The sequence below is a fragment of the Terriglobus saanensis SP1PR4 genome (genome assembly GCF_000179915.2).
In the GTDB taxonomy this organism is placed as follows: Bacteria; Acidobacteriota; Terriglobia; order Terriglobales; family Acidobacteriaceae; genus Terriglobus; species Terriglobus saanensis.
The window spans coordinates 851,947-870,506 of sequence record NC_014963.1 but is presented as its reverse complement, the minus strand read 5'-3'; the positions used below and the strand labels follow the sequence as shown (position 1 = coordinate 870,506).

The following is an 18,560-nucleotide window of genomic DNA, read 5'->3' as shown; positions in this document are numbered from 1 at the left end:
CCTAGAGGTTGGACCAGTCGAGAACGACTTTACCCGAATTGCCGGAACGCATCGCGTCAAAACCGGTTTCAAACTCTGTCCATGGCAGACGGTGTGTAATGACTTTGCTCAGATCGAGTCCAGACTGCAGCATCACCGTCATCTTGTACCAGGTCTCATACATCTCGCGCCCGTAGATTCCCCGCAGCGTCAGCTGATTAAAGATCACTTTGCTCCAGTCAATCGACATCTCGGAGGGCGAAGGAATGCCCAGCATCGAGATCTTGCCGCCGTGGCTCATCGCTCCAATCATGTCGCGAAAGGCATTCGCATTGCCGGACATCTCCAGGCCAACATCGAAGCCCTCCTGCATGCCGAGCTCGTGCTGGACCTGCTCCAGCGTTGTCTCCCGCGGATCAATCGCCCGCGTCACATGGGCAGCCTTCACCGCAAGCTCACGGCGATACGGATTGAGGTCAGTGATCACCACATGCCTTGCACCCGCATGGCGCGCCACCGCAGCCGCCATAATCCCGATCGGACCGGCACCGGTTACCAGAACGTCTTCTCCCAATACGGGAAACGCCAGGGCCGTATGCACCGCGTTGCCGAAGGGATCGAAGATCGCCGCGACATCGAGGTCGATGCCGTGGTCGTGCCGCCAGATGTTCGTCATCGGCAACACGATGTACTCCGCAAAGGCCCCTGCGCGATTCACGCCGACACCCTGCGTATGCGCGCACAGATGTCGCCTGCCAGCGAGACAGTTCCGGCAGCGCCCGCAGACGACGTGGCCTTCGCCACTTACACGGTCGCCGACATGAAAGTCGGTCACATTCGATCCGACAGCCGCGATTTCGCCAACAAACTCATGCCCGATCACCAGCGGCACAGGGATGGTCTTCTGCGCCCAAGCGTCCCATTCGTAGATATGCAGGTCGGTCCCGCAGATGCCAGTGGCCAGCACTCGAATTTTCACATCGTTAATGCCCATCTCGGGTTCGGGCACATCTTCAATCCACAATCCGCGCTCGGCGCGCGCCTTCACAAGTGCCTTCATGTGCCTTTTCCTTCGGCCTAAGTTTACGCGACGCAACACACCGTGCGACACACGGCATAAGGCTGCTGATTTACACTGATCAAGCGCGAAAGTGGCGAAATTGGCAGACGCACCAGACTTAGGATCTGGCGGAGCAATCCGTGGGGGTTCAAGTCCCCCCTTTCGCACCAAATTGGGAACAAAGAGTGAAACGATGAGCGAGATGAAGGTCCCCGATCTACAGCAGCAGAAGCTGACGCTCACTGATGCACCGGATTATCGCGACACCTATGCGAACAGCGTGCAGGTGAAGATGAGCGTCTGGGACTTCATGCTCGTCTTCGGAACCCTGCAGCCCACAACCTCTCCGGACGAAGTCAACATCCGCAATCTGCAGGGGATTTATCTCAGCCCGCAGCAGGCGAAGGCGCTCTGGAACGTGCTGGGGCAGAACCTCGCACAGTACGAGCAGACCTTTGGCGAAGTGCATCTGGAGCCGCAGTTCCCTGCTGCCAACGGGCCCGTGCACTAGCCAGCGATGCTTCGCAAACGGCTCCAAAGCGCCCGTAACGGGGAGAAACAACTCGCAGCGCTTCCACTCTGGATGCTCTATCCGCCGATCTTCGTAGCGGTCTATATCTTGCACTTCACGCTTCTGCGCCTTCCTTACTTCTGGGATGAAGGTGGATACTACATCCCTGCGGCGTGGGACTTCTTCCGCTTTGGCACCGTACTTCCGGTCTCCACGATGCGCAACGCGCATCCGCCGCTTCCCTCGATCCTGCTTGCGGCATGGTGGAAGATCGCGGGCTTTCACATCTACAGCACGCGGCTTTTTGTCTGCCTGATCGCAGCACTGGCCCTGCTCGCGGTGTATCGGCTGGGCCGAATCCTCGCGGACGAAGCCGTGGCCGCCACGGTCACCGTGCTTACGGCGATCTACCCAATCTGGTTTGCGCAGAGCAGTCTTGCCCATGCGGACATCTTCGCGGCAGCGGCGACGCTCTGGGCCCTCACGCTCTACTTCACCCAGAAACGGAAGTACGCGCGGCCGCTCTGCCTCCTCCTCTTCACGCTCTCTGTGATGGCGAAGGAAACCGCCATCGTCACGCCAGCGGCACTCTCGGCTTATGAACTTTTCCTGGCGTGGCGCAACCGCAGGAACAGCCTTATCCGACGCGAACATCTACAAATCTTTGCGTGGATCTCCTCTACCGTCTTTCCGCTTATCGCCTGGTACATCTTCCATCGCCTGAAGACGGGCTTCACCTTTGGCAATCCCGAGTATCTTCGTTACAACGCCACGGCGAACATGAGCGTGCATCGCATCCTGCTTAGCCTCTGGCATCGCCTGGTTCATCTCACCTTCCACATGAACCTCTGGGTGGTTACGCTGTGCACGGCAGCGGTGCTTCTGCTTCCGCCGCTTCGCACGCGCAACGGTGAAGATCGCACTACCCTGTCGCAGCACGCCCTCTGGGCGATCGCGTTCATCGGTGTGGCCAATTGGATTGCCTTCTCCATCCTCGGTGGTGCACTCCTCACGCGTTATCTGTTGCCGATCTATCCGCTGCTTCTTTTGATATGCGTCTCGCTTTGGAGACAGCGCTTTGCGCAGTGGCCTCTCATCGCGACGGTCGCGCTTGCGGGCTTCGCGGTGGCCTGCGAGGTAAACCCCAACTATCCCTATGCTCCGGAAGACAACCTCGCCTATCGCGACATGATCGAGCTGCATCAGCAGGCCATCAGTGTCGTTGCGCATCGCTGGCCGCAGGCGACCATTCTCACTGCCTGGCCGGTCGGGGCCGACCTGATCCGCCCGGAGCTTGGATACGTCAGGATACCTCTTCGTATGACGCCCCTTGAGAACTTCTCTGCGCAGGAGATCGTGAAGGCGATGGGCGAGCAGGACCGCTTCGACACCGCCATCGTCTTCTCCACCAAGTACCTTCCGCCCGGGACGTCCAGCACGACAAACATGCCGAACGACACCAAGTACTTCGACTTCCACGACGACATGCCTCCGCAGGAGATCGCACGCCTGCTCCACGGAGACGTCGTATGGCAGGCAGACCGCAAAGGCGAGTGGGCCGCCGTTCTTCGCTTTCCCCGCACCATGGACGCCCATCTGCGCCTTCCCTGATCTTCGAGAAAAGCCGCGAGAACTATAATCAGGCTGTGACACGCTTCGTTCGCCTTCGCTGCTTCCTCGTCCTGTTCGCCTGCGTGATGCCTATCGCGTCTCGAGCACAAAGCACCGACACCGGCGGTCGTGTCGTCCTCGTTCTTCCCTTCGACAATCGGAGCGGACAGCCGTCGCTCGACTGGATCGGCGAGTCTTTCGCCGAGACGCTCAACCAGCGCCTGACATCCGCCGGTTTCCTCACCATCAGCAGGGACGACCGCCAGTACGCGCTCGACCATCTCGGTCTGCCCCCGGGATTCCGCCCGTCGCGCGCGACCACCATCCGCATCGCACAGACGCTGGACGCCGAGTATGTCGTCGTCGGCAGCTATTCCATGCGCGACAATCAGGTCTCTGCACAGGCACAGCTACTACGCATCAACCAGCTGTCCCTGTCGAAGCCCATGGATGACTCGTCGGACCTGCCGCGCCTGCTGGATCTCGAAAACAGCATCGCCTGGAAGATCGCGAAGCAGATGGATCCCAACTTCAACGTGGCGCTCGGTACCTTCGTCGCCACCTCGCATGACATCAAGCTCGATGCCTACGAAAACTACATCCGCGGCATCAGCACGCTAAACGACGACGAGCGCCTTAAGCGTCTCCAGGCGGCAGTTCTCATCTCGCCCACCTATCCCGCAGCGCTGCTTGCGTTGGGGAAGGCGCAGTATGCTGTGCGCGACTACGACGGCGCTGCAGCCACCTTTGCCAGGATCCCCGCGAACAGTCCTCTGGCGCTTGAGGCAGGCTTCTATCGCGGCCTGGCCCGCTTCAACACGGCGCATTACGCTGACGCCGAAAGCTCCTTTGGCTTTGTCGCCAGCCGTCTTCCCCTGCCCGAAGTCGTCAATAACCAGGGCGTGGCTCAGGCCCGGCAGAAGAAAGACGCGACGCCGCTCTTGCAGCGTGCCTCCGCTGCCGATCCGCAGGATGCCGACTACCACTTCAATATTGCGGTAGCTCTGCGCCGCCGTGGAGACTTCGTCAACGCGCGCCTTGAGATCGACAAGGCTCTGCAGATCCACACCAACGATGGCGAAGCAACGGAACTGCGCACAGCCCTCTCCGTAGCCGCACCACAGAAGACCAGCAATGGATTCGATCCGCAAGAACGGGTTCGTCGCACATACTCCGAGGCCTCTTTCCGTCAAGCCGCTTTTCAGCTTGACCAACTCCGCCTCATGAAGATGGCGGCACTTCCGCCCTCTGAGCGCGCCGCTCAGACCACCCAGCTTGGCCGCGATTACCTCGCTCAAGGCCTTGTTCTCGAGTCCGAGCGCGAGTTTCAATCCGCGGCGAACGCCGATCCGAAGAACGCAGCAGCACACGCGGGCCTCGCAGAAGTGCGCGAGCGCAGCGGCAACACAGCCGAGGCGCGCACCGAGGCGCAGACCTCCATTACGCTGAAACCCAACGTCCAGGCTTACCTGGTGCTCGCACGGCTCGACCTGCAAACCGGCGCAAACGCCGCCTCTGCGGCCAACGTATCGCACGCGCTACAACTGGAACCCACTAACAGCGCCGCACTCGGCCTCCGCCAAGCGCTGGCGACGCGCGGCACCCAACTGCCATGAGCTTCTCCGGGGCGCGTCGGCATCTTGCGATCCTGATCGCCTGCTGCCTTCCGTTTGCTCTGGCTGCCCAGCAGACTCCCGCCGCCCATGCCGTCTATCTCGCAAACCCCAACGCCGCGGTGCTTCTACTCGCGCTCGGTGGATTTCTTATCCTGATCGAGTTCAACGCTCCGGGCGCTGTCCTTCCCGGCGCTGTCGGGGTCCTCTGCGTCCTGCTCGCGCTCTTCGAGCTGCAGAGGATGCACCTCAGCCCCGGTGCTACGGCGCTCCTCGTGGTAGCCCTTGCCCTGCTTCTGGCGGAAGCCAAATTTCCCAGCCGCGGCCTGATCGCACTGGCTGGAATCGCCGCACTGGTCACATCGCTCGCGCATCTGATCGCCACGGACGATCCCCGGCAGCAGGTTAATCGAGGCATTGCGGTCGGTGCGGGCATCGGTTTCGGAGCAATCGCCTGCGCTTTGGCGGTTCTGGGTGGGCGGGCTCGCCGGGAAAAAGTTCGTATCGGCGAAGAAGCCATGCTTGGCTGCATCGCCGTCGCTCAAACGCCCCTGGCCCCTTCAGGGCAGGTCCTGGTGCGTGGAGAGATTTGGTCTGCGCAGCTCCTGAGTCCTGCAACACACGCGATGGTGGGGGAAACCGTACGGATCGTCGCCTCGAAGGGCCTGTTGCTCACCGTGATTCCCGCGCCACACGCCGTTCCCACGGAGTAGCGTACCTCGGAAATCCGCGCCCCGGGGCATAAATTCAGGCCACGGCAGAGTAGACTAGACGCTGGCTGCCCGCAACGGGCAACGGCCAAGGGAGTACCGAAAGTTCATGTTGAAGCAGTCCCGCATCCTCTTCGCGGCCTTCGCGCTATGCCTCATGTCTTCCACCGCAATGCGCGCACAGGCAGCAACCCAGACACCGCTCGAAAAGGCCCTTTCCCATATCGACGTAGCCCTGAACGGCACCGGCGTCTTCACCAAGTCGACGACGGGTACGGTCACCTCCAGCAGCGTGACCAATGCTGGCGCTACGGTCACGCAGGACACCAGCAATACCTTCGGAGCCCTGTTCACCCTACGTGCGACCAAGAGTCCCTACGTCGGGCTTGAAGGAAACATCGGTTATCAGCGCTTTACGGAGACTTACGACTGCTGCAACCTGCAGGGTGGCGCGCAGACCAACGCCTACGAGTACACCTTCGGCTACGTGGTCCATCCTCCTCATGAGTTCCTTGGAGCCAAGCCCTACGCCTCGGTCGGCGCCGGCACGCTCGCTTTCCGTCCCACCGTCAACGGCGGACAGGGTCTTACCACCCAGGCGCGCGCGGTTTATTACTATTCGGCGGGCGTCGATGTCCCGGCCTTCGCGGACTTCTTCTCGGTACGCCTCGGTTTCCGCCAGCTCTTCTATCTGGCTCCAGACTTCGGACAGAAGTACATCACCACCAAGCAACGGACATATACGAGTGAACCCGTTATCGGCTTCGTCTTCCACTTCTAATTCGCTCACGCACGTGGAGCCATCACCATGAATCTCGCCACTCCGATCCTGATCGCCTGTGTCATCGTTGCGTTTTACCTGATCAACTCCGTCAAGATCCTCAAAGAGTATGAGCGGGCCGTTGTCTTTCGGCTCGGACGTGTCCGTAAGGACGCCTCCGGGCCCGGCGTCATCCTCGTATTCCGTCCGCTCGACCAGATTGTGCGCATGAGTCTGCGGCAGGAAGCGATGGAGATCCCTTCGCAGGATGTCATTACCCGCGACAACGTCACACTCAAGGTCAACGCCGTTCTGACGTTGCGCGTGGTCGACCCGGTGCTCGCCGTGATCCAGGTGAGCAACTACATCTACCAAACCCTGCAGTTCGCACAGACCACTCTCCGCAGCGTCCTTGGCGAAGTCGATCTCGATGAACTGCTCGCCCACCGCGATGCCCTGAATCGGCGCGTCCAGACCATCATCGACGGCCACACCTCGCCCTTTGGCGTCAAGGTCATCTCCGTCGAAGTGAAACAGGTGGACATGCCCGAAAACATGCTGCGCGCCATGGCCAAGCAGGCCGAAGCGGAACGCGAGCGCCGCTCCAAGATCATCCATGCCGAAGGCGAGTTCAACGCCGCCGCCAAGCTCGTCGAAGCGGCTGCCCTGCTCTCCACACAACCCATGACGATCCAGTTGCGCTATCTGCAGACCCTCACCGAGATTGGCGTGGAGAAGAACACCACCATCGTCTTCCCTCTGCCCATGGAACTGATGACCCTCTTCAATCGCGCCGTCGCACCCAACTCTGGCACCGATCCCAAGGATCACGCCTAACCCATGAATCATCTGCTCGATGACGATGACGATCTCGGCCACCATCGCTCTTCCTCACGCGATAAAGAAGTGACTCTTGGCACCGGCATGGTGCTCGGCATCTTCTTCGCCCTCGCCCTGATCTGCGCGGTCTTCTTCGGCTTTGGCTACACGCTCGGTCGCAAGTCGGCACAGCCCGCGCCTGTTGCGGAGACTACCGAGACCACGCCCCCGGCAAACAGCAGCAGCTTCAGCAACTTCAAGCCCTCTCCGGGAAGTCCTGCCAGCCCGGCAAAGAAGCCAACCGACAACGACGATTCAGACAGCCCGTCGATCACGACAGCCACGACAGCACCTGCGCCCCCAGCACCCAAGCCCGTTCCGAAACCAAGTTCAGGCACGCCGCTAGCTTCGCCCGCAGCAGCCCTCCGGGCAGCCGCTCCGGTGGAGCGACCCTCGACGGCACCCGTACCCGTCGTATCACAGGGAGGAAACCTCGTCGTCGGCGGGCAATCCATCATGGTGCAGATCGCGGCCGTCAGCCATCAGGAAGATGCGGACGTACTCACCTCTGCACTCAAGCGCCACGGCTACGCCGTTTCAAACCACACGAATACGGGAGATAAGCTGATCCACGTGCAGATCGGCCCCTTCAGTAACAAAAAGGACGCGGAAGCCATGCGCCTGCGCCTTCAAGGCGACGGCTACAACGCCATCCTGAAATAACTTCCGCCTTTTGTTTGTCGCTCCGTAGCTTCTTTGTCATTCCGCAGCAAAGCGAAGGAATCCGCTTTTTCTTCTACTCTAACGGCCGCATATGCTCCGGCAGAGCCTCCACCATGCGCCTCCGGACCTCCGCCATCAGATCTTCGCGCTTCGGAAAAGCCGCCGTATTTACAGCTTCCAGAAACTTCACCTCTGCAGTCCCTGGATAGACGCGCCAACCGCCTTTGCCCATCATCGCTTCCGTACCAAGCAGCACGACCGGAACGATAGGTGCATCGGTGCTCTGCGCCAGGTGAAACAGGCCTTTCTTAAAGGGCAACAGGCGCCCCGTGCGCGAACGCGTTCCCTCGGCAAAGATCACCATCGACTTGCCCGAGCGGACGGCGTCCAACCCGGCGCGCATCGCCCGTACAGCTCCCTCTCTGCTATCCCGCTCTACCGGAACGAACTTGCCTATCTTCATGGCGGAACCCAGCAGCGGAAGACTCATCAGCGCCTTCTTCACCATCACCGAAGGCAACCGTGGGATCACCGGAATCAAAATCGGCGGATCCAGATTCGAGCAGTGATTGCTCATGAAGAGGCAGGCTTCCGCCGGAATATTCTCCAGCCCGGAGACCTTCACGCGAATGCCCGCGGCACGTACACCAAGCGCGGCGACCTGTCTTCCCCAGATGTACATGCGATCGACACTCTTCGTTAGAAGCGTCCAGGGCATCCCCAACACCCACGCTGGAATTCCCAGCGCCATAAACACAAACACCATCTTGAAAGCCGCAAACATTCTCTGCCTACTCCCCGTTCTCAGCTTCGCTGTTCTGAGCTGCAATCGCGCGCGGCAGCTTGGTATAAATATCGCCAAATCCGCCGTTCGAAAGAATGGCGACTACATCTCCAGGCAGTAGCCTGGGTGTCAGACCCGTCACGATGGCGTCCGCATCGGAGTAAAGCTGAGCGGGTATCCCGATCTGCGTCAGCCCCGCAACGACGCGCTGAGGCTCCAGACGCTCCGTCGTCGGAATCGCTTCGCTCTTGAAAACACTCGCCAACGCCACCTCATTCGCTCCCGAGAGACTATCGATCAGATCCGCTTCAAAGACGTTGCGACGCAAAGTATTCGAGCGCGGTTCCAGCACGGCGATCAGTCGCCGATCGGGATAAGCACTACGCAGAGCGCGCAGCGTCTCCCGAATCGCCGTCGGGTGATGCGCGAAGTCGTCGATGATCGTGATGCCGTTGACCTCCGCGCGTACCTCCAGCCGACGCTTCACACTGCGGAAGCTCGCCAGTGCTTCGACAATCGCCACTGCGGGAACGCCCTGTCCCGCTGCCATCGCAGCCGCTGCCGTGGCGTTCAGCGCGTTGTGCTCGCCGGCCATCGGAAGCTCCAGGTCGGCAAAGTGCTTCCCTTCGCGCAACAACGTCCACTTGGTTGAAGCGCCGCCCTTGAAGTCCTTCATCTGCCAATAGGAGCTGGGTTCAAATCCATACCGCTCCACTGCACAGAACGCGCGCGCGACACACTCTGTCACATTCGCGCTTCCGTCGAAGGCCACGATCCGTCCGCGCCGTGGCACCAGATTTACGAGGCGCTTGAAGGCGGTCTTTACCGCCTCCAGGTCCGCGTAAATGTCCGCATGGTCATACTCCACATGCGTCAAGATCGCGGCGTCGGGAAAGTAGTGCAGAAACTTGGGCCCCTTGTCGAAGAAGGCCGTGTCGTACTCATCGCCTTCGAGGATGAAGGGCTTCGTCTCTAGTCGCACAAGAAACGACGTTCCGAAGTTCTCAGCCACGCCGCCGATCAGAAACGAAGCCGCCAGCTCCGGCATGGTGCGCGAAGCCACTTCGTAGATCCACGCCAGCATGCTCGTCGTCGTGGTCTTCCCATGCGTCCCACAGACCACGAGCGGCTCGCGCTCTTGCAGAAACTCATCGTGGATCAACGCCGCCATGGAGACGAAGCAGACACGCTGATCCAGCACATACTCCAACTCTGGATTCCCGCGCGAGATTGCATTTCCCACCACGACCATGTCAGGACGGGGCGTAAGGTTTGCTTCCGAATATGGCTGCATCACGGGAATGTGCATTTCGGCTAACTGATCGCTCATCGGCGGATACGCTGCGGCGTCCGATCCCGTAACGCGATGCCCCTGCGCCTGCAGCATCCCCGCAAGCGAAGCCATCGCTGTGCCGCAGATCCCGATCAGATGAACATGTTTCGTCTCTCGCATCTCTAGCCCACCACCGCTTCTAGAATCTCCAGCCGCACTTCCCGCGCACTCAAGCGCACCTTCGCTCCGAGCGGAAGCGTCACATTTGGCCCATACACATGGCCGCACCGTAAGCCGATCGCAATCGGTCCTGCGAAGTCGCGAAGGCTATGCAGAATCGCCTGCTCCAACAATTCATTTTCAAACACATCGGCGCATTGCTCCATATCGCCGAAGACGATTCCCTTTGCCGCATCGAGCACGCCAGCGTATCGAAGATGCACGAGCAGCCTGTCCCACTGGTACGGCTTCGTTCCCACATCTTCAAGAAACAACACGCCGCCATCAGAAGGTGGCCGCAGTGCATATGGCGTTCCCAGCGATTCAGCAAGAATAGAGATGCAGCCGCCAAACAACACACCCTCGGCATCTCCAGGGCGCAGCATGCGCATGCCCTCCATCGCACCGACGCCCCATGCTGCATCGCCTTGCAGTGCATGACGCCACGAGGCAAGATCGACCGACTCTTCTACCGCGCGGCCACACGCAAAATCGGCAGACACCATCGGTCCGTAGAACATGCCGAAGCCAACTTCGTTCTGCAGCCAGATCGCGAGCGACGTGTGGTCGCTGTAGCCGACGAAGGGCTTCGCGTGCGTACGAATCAACTCCGCATCAAGATGAGGCAGAAGCTCCGCAGAGCCCCATCCACCACGCGTGCAAACAATCGCATCCACCGTCGGATCCGCAAAGGCAGCGTGCAGATCCGCAACACGAGACTTTACATCGCCCGCATAGTAAAGAGGACCGCGCGCCAGGGCATGCTCACCTAGTACGACTTCATATCCAAGAGCACAGAGGCGTTCCACGCCGCGCTCCACGGCTTCGGCCTTCGGCGCGCTCGCTGGAGAGATAACGGCGATGCGTCCACCTGCTCGCAGCGCGCGCAGCTTCAACCCAGCACCTCATCGACGCTTACTTCACCGACGCAAACAATCTCCGCAGGCCCGGTCAACTCCATCTCTTCATCACGCGCAGGCCAGACAACCTGCTGTGTTCCACCAATCGACGTTGCCGCAAGAATATGCCCAGCGCCACGAAGAGCGATACTCGCCGCGCTCGAAGCGCACGTTCCCGTTCCCGAAGAATGCGTCGGTCCAACGCCGCGTTCAAAGATACGAAACTCGATGCGGTCCTCATCCAGTACGCGGACAAACTCCACGTTCGTTCCCGACGGAAACGCAGGATGCGTACAGATCTTCGCCCCCAGTTCTTCCCAGGACAGTCCATGCGAGGAAAAATCCTCGGCATCAGTGAAGACCACGAAATGCGGATTGCCCACATTCACGTCCACGCCCTGCACGTTTCCGACACCATCCACATCGAACGAATGCGGCATCACCTGCGGCACGCCCATCAGCGTAGAAATCATGCACTCTTCGCCCTCGACGCGCAGTGTCCTGCAGGTCCGTGGACCACCGTGCGTATGCAGGGTTACTTCCATAATGCGCTCGTGCACCGCCAGCCATGCCGCGACGCAGCGTGTGCCGTTCCCTGAGAGTTCAGCCTCGGATCCGTCCGCGTTGAAGAGCCGCAGGTTGAAAGCACCCTCCGCCGTGCGCTCCAGAAACTCCACACCGTCCGCACCCACACTCGTAGTGCGCGCGCAGAGCCTGCGAGCCAACTCTGCATGGCGTCCCTGCGCTAGATTTTCCTCCACGATCAGAAAATCATTGCCACATGCATGCGCTTTTACAAACGGAATCATCGCGTCCCCTTATACAAATCGCTTCGATAAAAGCGCGCACATCCCTGCCCGCTCGTACACATCACCAGAATCTCAGCCAGCCCCTGTGGATGCGCCGCTACCGACTTCGCCACGGCATCATCGCCAAACGACACGACGAGCGCAGCACTCTCCGCGGGTGCTTTCAGCGCGCGGTTAAAGCTGTCGGAGTCACCGGGGCTCAATGTCTGCTTCAACGGAATGCCGGCCTGCTGTAACGCTCCGATGTGGTCGGAAGTATCGATCAGAATAGGTGTGCCTGCAGGAGCCTGCCTCAACTGCTGCGCGACAGAGGTCTCAAACGGAATACGCGTCGCCGAATTCTTCTGCGCTTCTTTGAGCACCAGCGGCGTGCTACGGATCATCATCACAAGATTCACCGCGACGAACAGCAAGGTCACAGGCAGCATCCATCCAGCGACCTTGGGCTTCCACGCGCGAACTCTTCGTTCCAGAACCATGACCGTAAACGCACCGAAAATCGCCAGCGCCGGAAGCATCTCCATCCCATAGCGCGAGTTGTAAAACGAGTGCGGATAGAGCTGCGGAATGAAGATCGGCACCGATCCCCACGCGACCGAGTAAACATAAAACGGCAGAGGCACCCAGAGCAGAAGTGCGGCTCGATGCAGATGCCGCTTCCAGACCATCCACGCGCCGACGAGTGCAGCCACCATGACCGCAAAACCCGTTTCCCAGAACGCAGCGTCCACCTGCGCTGTGCGCGTGTAGAACAATAGCGACCAGCCAGGGTTATGCCAACCGCGATAGTGCTTCGATCCCGGAGGCGAGGTCTTCTTATCAATCGCCGCTGCAGAGTAAGGTCCGCGCAGAAAGTCGAGCCAGTCTCCCGCAAAGTGGGAGTTGTACCAGAACCAAAGCAGCGGCCCTGCAAGACTGATCAACGTAAGTCCCAAGAAGGCATTGCGTGAGGCTGCGCGAACCTTCTCGACACTCTTCCACCACGCCACGGCGAAGACCAGCCAAACCACAGCACCGACGATCCAGCCGTCGTAACGCGTAAACACCATGGCAAACGTGAGCGCCCCGGCAATCCACATCCGTGATCGCGCGACCGCTGCTCCCTTGCTGTGTCCAAGCGCCTGCACACCCTCGACCGTGACCACTACGGACCACAGGAGGAGTGCGAGAAACAGAGGCTCGGTCATAGCCGTCGTCGAAAGATAAAGCAGATTGGGATTCAGCGCAAAGAACGCCGTCGCCGCAAACGCCCACGTCATCGGCATCATGTGCCGTGCAAGCTTGTAGCAGCCGATCACCGATACGATGTAGCACAGCAGCGAAGGCCACGCTCCAGCCAGACCGCTCTGCCACCACTCCATCTTCTGGACAAACGGAAGCATGAGCAGGTGCGGCAACGGAAGCCATACGCCACCAAGCTGCCCCAACCCTGGCCACCGAGAATCCAGGATGCGACGCGCGATGCCCAGGTGCGCAACTGCGTCGCCGTACAACAACATCAGGCCGCGCGAGGCCGAAACCAGAAGCGCCAGCACCGCCAGAATCAGAGCGGCCAGCGCCACCGGAGCAAGCTCCTGCCGCGTTGCTGCCACGACGGCATCAGGGTCGCGTGGTGGCAACACCACGCGACCCTTTGTGCTTCCTGGCGCGCGCCCCGGAGTCCGTCCGAGGGCGCCGGGCTTCAACATGCGCGGTTGTGACTTACTGGATCTGAAAATCAAGGTGTGAGATCTCCCGGAAGAGTTCAAACCGCTCTTCAATCTCTTCCCGCGTCGTGTTCTGCAGACGCTCCGTTCCAAATTTCTCTACACAGAACGAACCCATCACGCCGCCGTAAAACAGCGCCGTGCGAAACACTGCAGGCGTCAACTCTTTTTGCGACGCAAGGTATCCATAGAACCCGCCTGCAAACGAATCGCCCGCACCGGTTGGATCGACGACCTCTTCAATCGGCAAGGCAGGCGCGCGGAAAGGCTTTACATCCTTCGGTGCTCCTGCAAAGCTACGTTCGCAGAAGAACGCCGTCGCGCCGTATTCGCCATGCTTGATCACGAGCGACTTCGGTCCCAGATTCATGACAGCCTGCGCAGCTTTGACCAGGTTATGTTCGCCGCTCAGCATCCGCGCCTCACCGTCGTTGATGATCAAAGTATCCAGCATCGCGAGCGTCTTCAGCAGGTTCTCACGATGATCGGCGATCCAGTAGTTCATCGTGTCGCCAGCAACCATGCGGACGTCCGGCATCCCCGTGCGTACGCGCGCCTGCAAGACAGGATCGATGTTTGCCAGAAAAAGATATTCGGAATCACGATACGCCTCGGGGATCTTCGGCGAAAAATCCGCAAAGACATTCAAGTCCGTTGCCAAGGTCTTCGCCTCGTTCAGAGCACCCTCGTAGCTGCCCTTCCAGTGGAAGGACTTGCCGCCAGGAATGTGCTCGATGCCGGTGATATCAATTCCGCGCTTCGCAAAGACGGCTTCCTCGGTTACACCAAAATCATCACCCACCACACCGATCACGCGCACATCGGTAAAGAAGCTTGCAGCCAGCGCAAAGTGCGTTGCAGCTCCGCCGAGGCAGCGCTCACGCTTTCCATGCGGCGTTTCGATCGTGTCGAACGCCACCGAACCAACTACCAGAATCGACATCAAACTCTCCAGAATCTCAGTTGTATTTATCCAAAAGCAGGGCCAGCTTCTTCCGCGTCTCCGCGGGAATCGCAGCCTTGTCCGTCATGATGGCGAACTTTAGAGCGCTCGCGCATCCGCAGGTGCGTTCGCCCTTCGGCATGCTGCGAATCGCGGCCTTCAACACATGCTGCGCGTTGCCCGCATTCGCATGCGATACGGCGATCACTTGCTCCACCGTGACATCGTCGTGACCGGTGTGCCAGCAGTCGTAATCCGTCACCATCGCCAGCGTGGCATAGCAGATCTCCGCCTCACGAGCGAGCTTGGCCTCCTGTAGGTTCGTCATGCCGATCACGTCCGCACCCCAGCTGCGATACAGATTCGACTCTGCGCGTGTGGAGAACTGCGGGCCTTCCATGCAGACATACGTACCGCCCAGCTTGCCGACCACGCCGAGCTCGGCACATGCACTGGCGAAGACCTTTGCCACGTCCGCACAGATCGGATCCCCAAAGGCAACATGACCCACAATGCCATCGCCAAAGAACGTCGCCGTGCGCGCAAAAGTGCGGTCGATGAACTGATCGGGAATCACAAAGTCTGTCGGCTTATGCTCTTCCTTCAACGATCCCACTGCGGAGATGGAAAGAATCTGCTCTACACCAAGCTGCTTCAGCGCGTAGATGTTCGCGCGAAACGGAAGTTCGCTCGGCAACAACCGATGCCCCCGCCCATGCCGCGCCAGGAAGGCAACACGGCGGCCTTCCAGTTCGCCCAGGACGATCGCTTCCGAAGGGTCGCCAAACGGCGTCGTTACGCGCTCTTCCGTCACATTCGTTAAACCGGCCATGTTGTACAAACCACTGCCGCCGATAATTCCGATCTCTGCCCTCTGCTCCATCTCTCTCCCTTTTACTTTGACTGCAATGCGAACTTCATCATTCCAAAACCGGACATCCACGATGCAAAGTTCTCGGACGGACCTGTCCCAGGCATCTGCAACGTTGCGCTGCGAAGAGGCCCAGTACCCTGTGCTCCTCGCACCATCTCTTCCATCTTGCGTGCCGTTTCGCGATCGAACCCTTCGCTCACGTACACACCCTTGTCGTCCAGCGAAAGCACCACATCGCCTTCGTTTGTTTCGAAGATCTGGTGATCGTCATCCGGGTCTTTCTCTACAACACGGCTCAGTTTGGAATATTTCCTTCCCAGCTGCGACGCATACACGCGCATAAAGCTTCTCGCCGAATCTTCATTCTTCCACTGCGAGTAGTACATCAGCCCCAGCGAAGCGGTCGACTGCTTCTGCTCCGCCGTTATCGCGCTTCGCTTCTGCGCGGCGAAGTAGATTCCACCCGCCCACTCCGGCGCAACCGCCGAGGCAATCTCCTTGCCACCAAAGAGCTCCGTCGTGATGGCGACATCGAGTTCGCCCATCACACCGACATCATAAGGTGCCCAGTCCTTATCCAGCAGTGGGTGAATATCCGGCATCGTCAGCAGCGGTACGGGCGTGCGCGAAAGGTAATCCTGTGGATGCATGACCTCATGCGATGAACTCGGCGGACGATCCAGCGCGCCCGCAAAGGCCACATCCACGCCTCGCCTCAGCAGCACCTGCTCAAAGGCAAGTCCGGTCGTATAGGGAAAGAGCAGCGACTTCTGCAGAAGCAACGGTGCACGCGCCATCAGCGGAGATCCCGAGGAATCGCCGGCCATATCCTGCATCTTTTCGCCAAGATCCGGGGAATCCGCCAGCGTTTTGCCTGAGGGCTTCAGAGCGTAGTCTACAAAGACCACCATCGCTTGGCCTTCGGCTACAGCGTCGCGCGAGGTATTGGCTTCATCGCTCTGGATGTGGCGATTGTCGTCGCGTGCGTCCTTGCTGATTTCCATCGACAGTGGATCGCTCCATTTGTCCATCTCCACGCGCTGGTCCTGAAGGGCATGCGTCAACTCGTGCGCCATCACCGGCTTCTGCTCTTCCACCGCCACCCAGTCCAGCAGGTTCACCGTACGGGTCTTGGGGTCATAGAAGCCCGCTATCTGTTCCGTCAACAGGCTGATCAGGAAAGGACGCAGGTGAAAGTCGTGGTCCAACAGACCAAACTTCTTCAGAATGACCTCACTGCGCTCCAACCTCTGTGCGCCCTTGTCCTCTTCGAACTTCTTGACTAGAAACTTGTTCACTTCCCCCCGGGAGAGAAGCTTCTTCTTCACCTTGCTCTTGATGGCTAGATGCGTATCCTTGCTGGCAAACTGCAGAATCTCATCCACCGACCGCAGCAGTTCGTCACCCTGCGCCTTCGTCATGGGAGCGGCAGGCTTCGCCGCTTCTGCAGATTGGGGCGTCCCAACTGGTTGCGCAACCGCAAACACCGCCACACTCACAAGGCCCGCCGCGCAGAGCCCTCGTACCTTCATCCATCTCGTCTGTCGCAAACGATCCTCAGTTATCCCAAACTCGTATAATCAACAGTGTACCCGCGCCAAACACCTGCGCACGAGCGTCCAAAACCAAGCATGACTCAGCCACTCTCCGACAGCCTCCGCGCCCTCACCACCTCCGCGGCCTTCGTTTCGGTCGGATCCGGTTGGATCCGAGTCACCGGCTCCGACCGCGTCCGCTGGCTCAACGGCATGACGACCAACTCCGTACAGGCCCTCGCGCCCGGCCAGGGCGCTTACACCTTCTTTCTCAACGCCCAGGGCCGTATCCAGGGCGACGCTGTCATCTGGGCTGAAGCAGACCATCTCCTCCTCCAGACGAGCCCGGCCCAGACAGAAAAGCTCATCGCCCTGCTGGACCGGTTCATCATCATGGACGATGTGGAACTCGCCGACGTTTCAGCAGATCAACACGTTCTGCAAATCCTCGGCGTCCGTGCGGAAGATTTCCTGAACTCCGCTGGCCTTACGCCGCCTCCAACAGAACTCACGCGAATCAGCCACACAGACGCGCAGATCGCGCGCCTTCCCGGCGCCGTGGTGCCACGCTTTGAGATCATCTCCTCTAGCCCAACGGCACTCGACGCCATCTCCGGCCAGTTCCTCGAAGAGGGCCTCAGCCCGCTCGCAGACGGCGCATTGGAAATGCTCCGCGTTCTCGAAGGCACACCCCTCTTCGGCACCGACATCCGCGACCGCGACCTGCCGCAGGAGACCGCCCAGACGCGCGCGCTGCACTTCAACAAAGGCTGCTACCTCGGTCAGGAGATCGTCGAACGCATCCGCTCACGCGGCAACGTCCACCGCACCTTTCACGCCTTCCTTCTTTCGGGCGATATTCCCGCCCCCGGAACGCCGCTCACGGCGGAAGAAAAGCCAGTCGGCGAATTCACCAGCATCGCCACACTTCCCGGCGGACGCACCCTTGCTCTCGGTTATATTCGTCGCGAGGCGCTTGACCGCAACCTCGCCCTTACCTTCCCGGGCGGCACGGCACAGCCCGTCGCCTCGCCCATCCAGATCGACGCTTCCGACATCGAATAGCAAAGAGAGGCAATATGGCCGAAAAAGAGATGCCCTTCGTCGTCAACGACCGCCGCAAGTTCAACATGGAAGGCGAACTGCGCGATCCCTCCGCTCACAAGGAGCAGCCCGTAGAAGAGGCTCCAGTCGCTCCGGTGGAAGCGACCCCGGCAGCAACCTCAGAGCCTCATCCCGAGGGTTTGCCGGAGATCGTGGAAGATGAACCTGCGCTCCCACCGCCGCCCACAGAAGAAGAGATCGCCAAGGTGAAGTTCGCCTACGAGCAAACCGCTGATCGTCTTGACACGATGATGCGCGCCTCGAACCCCGGCGGAGACCACCTGCCGCCCATGTCCTTCGACCGCCTGGTGCAGTCGCTCTACATGACCGCCATGATGCAACTCGGCGCAGGCGCACAGCCCGGCGAACAGCCGCGCGTCGACATTCTCGGCGCACGTCAGAGCATCGAAATGCTTCGCGTCCTCGAAGAAAAATCCGTCAATAACGTCAACGAAAACGAGACGACCTTGATCCAGAGCGCGCTCTTCGAACTGCGCATGGCCTTCCTCGAAATCACACAGGCCCTGGCCCGTTCCGCACAGGCCAAGCAGCAACAGCAGCCCGGCGGACCTGGCATGCCCGGAGGGCCGCTCGGCGGACCCAAACTCGTCCGCTAGATGAAGGCGTC

Annotated in this window: 18 protein-coding genes and 1 tRNA gene; 10 read left to right on the top strand and 9 right to left on the bottom strand. The window is 60.0% G+C overall.

Features of this window, described 5'->3' with window-relative positions; translation table 11 throughout:
* Window position 1: 1 nt before the first annotated feature.
* The gene (gene tdh, locus ACIPR4_RS03620; RefSeq protein WP_013567291.1) at window positions 2-1,039 is read right to left on the bottom strand and encodes an L-threonine 3-dehydrogenase; all 1,038 of its coding nucleotides are present in this window, start codon (window positions 1,037-1,039) and stop codon (window positions 2-4) included.
* An 85-nt stretch (window positions 1,040-1,124) separates the two neighbouring features.
* Here tdh and ACIPR4_RS03615 point away from each other — a divergent pair.
* From ACIPR4_RS03615 to ACIPR4_RS03580, 8 genes are all read left to right on the top strand, one after another.
* Window positions 1,125-1,209, top strand: a tRNA-Leu gene (locus ACIPR4_RS03615).
* Between the two features lie 23 nt (window positions 1,210-1,232).
* A complete protein-coding gene (locus ACIPR4_RS03610) occupies window positions 1,233-1,550 on the top strand; it encodes a DUF3467 domain-containing protein (RefSeq protein WP_013567290.1) in 318 nt (105 codons plus the stop codon).
* A 6-nt stretch (window positions 1,551-1,556) separates the two neighbouring features.
* Window positions 1,557-3,161: a glycosyltransferase family 39 protein gene (locus ACIPR4_RS03605; protein ID WP_013567289.1), complete on the top strand. Its 1,605-nt coding sequence runs from the start codon at window positions 1,557-1,559 to the stop codon at window positions 3,159-3,161.
* Entirely contained in the window at window positions 3,080-4,777 is a 1,698-nt protein-coding gene (locus tag ACIPR4_RS03600) for a tetratricopeptide repeat protein (protein WP_245536443.1), read from the top strand. The genes ACIPR4_RS03605 and ACIPR4_RS03600 overlap by 82 nt, the downstream gene beginning before the upstream one ends.
* Window positions 4,774-5,487, top strand: coding sequence for an NfeD family protein (locus ACIPR4_RS03595; protein ID WP_013567287.1), 714 nt, complete (start codon window positions 4,774-4,776; stop codon window positions 5,485-5,487). Before ACIPR4_RS03600 ends, ACIPR4_RS03595 begins: the two co-directional genes overlap by 4 nt.
* Window positions 5,488-5,593: 106 nt before the next feature.
* The gene (locus ACIPR4_RS03590) at window positions 5,594-6,265 is read left to right on the top strand and encodes a porin family protein (protein WP_013567286.1); all 672 of its coding nucleotides are present in this window, start codon (window positions 5,594-5,596) and stop codon (window positions 6,263-6,265) included.
* A 27-nt stretch (window positions 6,266-6,292) separates the two neighbouring features.
* Window positions 6,293-7,081, top strand: coding sequence for a slipin family protein (locus ACIPR4_RS03585; protein WP_013567285.1), 789 nt, complete (start codon window positions 6,293-6,295; stop codon window positions 7,079-7,081).
* Between the two features lie 3 nt (window positions 7,082-7,084).
* On the top strand, window positions 7,085-7,786 hold the full coding sequence (locus ACIPR4_RS03580) for an SPOR domain-containing protein (protein WP_013567284.1): 702 nt from the start codon (window positions 7,085-7,087) through the stop codon (window positions 7,784-7,786).
* 73 nt (window positions 7,787-7,859) lie between these two features.
* Here the strand turns inward: ACIPR4_RS03580 and ACIPR4_RS03575 are convergent, their stop codons facing one another.
* Genes ACIPR4_RS03575 through ACIPR4_RS03540 form a run of 8 tightly spaced genes read right to left on the bottom strand, consistent with a single transcriptional unit; the run spans window position 7,860 to window position 16,825 of the window.
* Window positions 7,860-8,570: a lysophospholipid acyltransferase family protein gene (locus ACIPR4_RS03575; RefSeq protein ID WP_013567283.1), complete on the bottom strand. Its 711-nt coding sequence runs from the start codon at window positions 8,568-8,570 to the stop codon at window positions 7,860-7,862.
* 7 nt (window positions 8,571-8,577) lie between these two features.
* A complete protein-coding gene (gene mpl / locus ACIPR4_RS03570; RefSeq protein WP_013567282.1) occupies window positions 8,578-10,023 on the bottom strand; it encodes a UDP-N-acetylmuramate:L-alanyl-gamma-D-glutamyl-meso-diaminopimelate ligase in 1,446 nt (481 codons plus the stop codon).
* A 2-nt stretch (window positions 10,024-10,025) separates the two neighbouring features.
* Entirely contained in the window at window positions 10,026-10,958 is a 933-nt protein-coding gene (locus ACIPR4_RS03565; RefSeq protein ID WP_013567281.1) for a S66 peptidase family protein, read from the bottom strand.
* Window positions 10,955-11,770, bottom strand: a complete 816-nt coding sequence (gene dapF, locus ACIPR4_RS03560) for a diaminopimelate epimerase (RefSeq protein WP_013567280.1) — start codon at window positions 11,768-11,770, stop codon at window positions 10,955-10,957. Before dapF ends, ACIPR4_RS03565 begins: the two co-directional genes overlap by 4 nt.
* Window positions 11,767-13,491 (bottom strand): hypothetical protein, encoded by a 1,725-nt coding sequence (locus ACIPR4_RS03555; protein ID WP_245536442.1) that lies wholly within the window; start codon window positions 13,489-13,491, stop codon window positions 11,767-11,769. Before ACIPR4_RS03555 ends, dapF begins: the two co-directional genes overlap by 4 nt.
* On the bottom strand, window positions 13,472-14,419 hold the full coding sequence (locus tag ACIPR4_RS03550; RefSeq protein ID WP_013567278.1) for a PfkB family carbohydrate kinase: 948 nt from the start codon (window positions 14,417-14,419) through the stop codon (window positions 13,472-13,474). Before ACIPR4_RS03550 ends, ACIPR4_RS03555 begins: the two co-directional genes overlap by 20 nt.
* Window positions 14,420-14,435: 16 nt before the next feature.
* The gene (locus ACIPR4_RS03545; RefSeq protein ID WP_013567277.1) at window positions 14,436-15,302 is read right to left on the bottom strand and encodes an S-methyl-5'-thioadenosine phosphorylase; all 867 of its coding nucleotides are present in this window, start codon (window positions 15,300-15,302) and stop codon (window positions 14,436-14,438) included.
* Window positions 15,303-15,313: 11 nt separating this feature from the next.
* A complete protein-coding gene (locus ACIPR4_RS03540) occupies window positions 15,314-16,825 on the bottom strand; it encodes a hypothetical protein (protein ID WP_013567276.1) in 1,512 nt (503 codons plus the stop codon).
* 99 nt (window positions 16,826-16,924) lie between these two features.
* Between ACIPR4_RS03540 and ygfZ the strand changes: the two genes are divergently transcribed.
* Window positions 16,925-17,893: a CAF17-like 4Fe-4S cluster assembly/insertion protein YgfZ gene (gene ygfZ / locus ACIPR4_RS03535; protein WP_013567275.1), complete on the top strand. Its 969-nt coding sequence runs from the start codon at window positions 16,925-16,927 to the stop codon at window positions 17,891-17,893.
* Window positions 17,894-17,907: 14 nt separating this feature from the next.
* Window positions 17,908-18,549 (top strand): DUF1844 domain-containing protein, encoded by a 642-nt coding sequence (locus tag ACIPR4_RS03530; protein ID WP_013567274.1) that lies wholly within the window; start codon window positions 17,908-17,910, stop codon window positions 18,547-18,549.
* The last annotated feature ends 11 nt before the right edge of the window (window positions 18,550-18,560 follow it).